This is a genomic window from Sphingobacterium cavernae (genome assembly GCF_008520265.1).
Classification (GTDB): Bacteria; Bacteroidota; Bacteroidia; order Sphingobacteriales; family Sphingobacteriaceae; genus Sphingobacterium; species Sphingobacterium cavernae.
On record NZ_VIQM01000106.1, the window covers coordinates 1 to 2179 of the forward strand.

The 2179-nt window shown below is 36.3% G+C and carries 2 protein-coding genes; both read right to left on the reverse strand.

The window, feature by feature from the left end; translation table 11 throughout:
- Positions 1-220: 220 nt before the first annotated feature.
- Positions 221-1180, reverse strand: coding sequence for an alpha/beta fold hydrolase (locus tag FLS47_RS16925; RefSeq protein ID WP_149915504.1), 960 nt, complete (start codon positions 1178-1180; stop codon positions 221-223).
- 270 nt (positions 1181-1450) lie between these two features.
- A complete protein-coding gene (locus tag FLS47_RS16930) occupies positions 1451-2002 on the reverse strand; it encodes a hypothetical protein (protein WP_149915505.1) in 552 nt (183 codons plus the stop codon).
- Between the last annotated feature and the right edge of the window lie 177 nt (positions 2003-2179).

Below are 2179 nucleotides of genomic sequence, written 5' to 3' on the forward strand. Positions count from 1 at the left end.
CGGTAACTTTATCGTATGTAATCATGGTCTGGTATATTGTTAAATATTTGAATTTCAGATACTTAAATATAAACATTTACCACCATGATTGCAATTTTAAATACAATTAATAATCGAATTCAGGTTATTAGATTATTAATGTCCAACGCTTTGCTTAATTTCCATTAAAAACTAAGTATTTTAATTATTAATCATTTTTTTAATTAAAATACTTTTTTGTTTACTTTTCTGGTTGTGATATTTTTTCATAGATCCAATCCTTTATACTTTCATATACAGATTCTTTAATATCTTCATTAAGTATTTCGTGCCGCATAGCAGGATAAATTTTAGTTTTAACATCTGTAAAACCATCTTTTTGCATTTGTGTTACCGTTTTTTCGACACCTTTTCCGAAGTTTCCTATCGGATCATCAGCTCCGCTTACAAAAAGAAAAGGAAATTCTTTTGGTAATTTTTCTGCCCATTTTCTATCCGTTGCCTGATGGTTTAGAGAAACGAGTGCGTAAAAACCATTATTGGTAAAAGGTACTCCGCATAGGCTGTCCTGGCAAAATGATTCACGGTTGGATTTGCTGAGGCTCAGCCAACTGGTAAGGTCGCCATCTTTCTCGCCTTTAAATTGTTGATTATTAATTTTTGAAAAAGTTCGGTTGATGAATTTGCTCCGGTGTTTTGGAGCAATAATATTGTTGATGGACAGGAAAAATTTAGCTAGACCGATTCCGTTGATTTTTCCTCCCGTTCCCACAATGATCGCACCTTTAAAATCAGCTTCCTGATTCTGAAGTAAGCATCTTGCAATGAAAGATCCCATAGAATGACCTAGTAAAAAGTGAGAAATGTTAGGGTAGTTGTTTTCTAAAAATCCTGCCATCGTTGCGGCATCATCTATCAGTTGCTGTTTGGGATTTTCTATTTGAAAATAACCTAGTTCTTTCCGGTTTTCCGCCGTTTTTCCGTGTCCGAGATGGTCGTATAAAAGAACTGCAAAACCGTTGTTCGACAGATATTCTGCGAAATTTTTATAACGACCGCTATGCTCCTGCATTCCGTGTAGAATGAGGACAGTAGCCTTTGGAGGTTCATTTATTGGTTCAAATAATTCATAAAAAAGATTGTTTTTACCTGAGTTGGCAATTTTCTTCCTTTTTATATATCCTGATGTATGTTTTGCCATAATAGTTTGGTTCAATTACAAATAATTTAATTTACAAAGTTTGGTTACAGGTTATGGGTGGTTTCTGCTGACGTTCCCGCAGTAGGCAATGTGGCTGATTTCGGAACACAAAACTTTCAATACACCACAAAAGTTGATGCGAGGTAGAATGTTCAATTAACCACGTCATCCGCCATTGAGCCAAACGCCTGTTATGCGGTCGCCATTCTATTTTTCCGTCAAAGTTCTTCAATCTGTTTTATAAATTTTCTATTCCCAGTTGCTATTAAGTCATAGTTTTTTTTGTCCCACGTAAAAAGTGGAGGATGTCCAATTGTTTATCAGTGGTTTGGTTAAATCGTCTAAGTAATACTGTCCCGAAACTTCAAAGTCTAACATTGCAAGTTCAAATGGAAATATTTTATACAAGTCCTTCAATGTCTTGGTGAAAAAGTCGGTCAATTCTTTTGGGACTTTTGGATTTTCCGTCCAAGTCTGATATTCTGAACCAAAAACGTGTTCAATCGCTGCTGTATAAAAACAGATGTCAAACCAATTAAATCCTGTTTCAATTGGTTCTGTTTCACGAACATTATAAGTCAAAAATGGAATGACAAAATTGTCAAGTCTTATAAGTCCACGGTGTTGAAAAATTTCAATGTCTGTCTGTATAGTATTAAAGTCTTCATCAAAAGGTCCTGAAACATTATTAAGTGTCCAAATAAAGTCAGTGTAGAGTTTTATTGGGTCGTTGTCAATACTTGGGCAAACCTGAATAGCAAGTTCATAGAAGCCACCGCATCTTAAATCTTTGTCGAGGAATATGTTTTTCTTTTCTGTCATTCTTTATTCGTTGGCTGTCTTCCTATGGTGCCGCATAATGGCTCGGCGACTTGGCGAAGTAGCGAAGCTGTATCGAAGATACAAAAGCGGAGCTATTTAGCCAAGTCGCTTGTTGTAAGCAGTCCGCGCAGCGGCGGCTTACGGCAAGCGACGTAAGTCGCCGAGCCATTGTTAGCA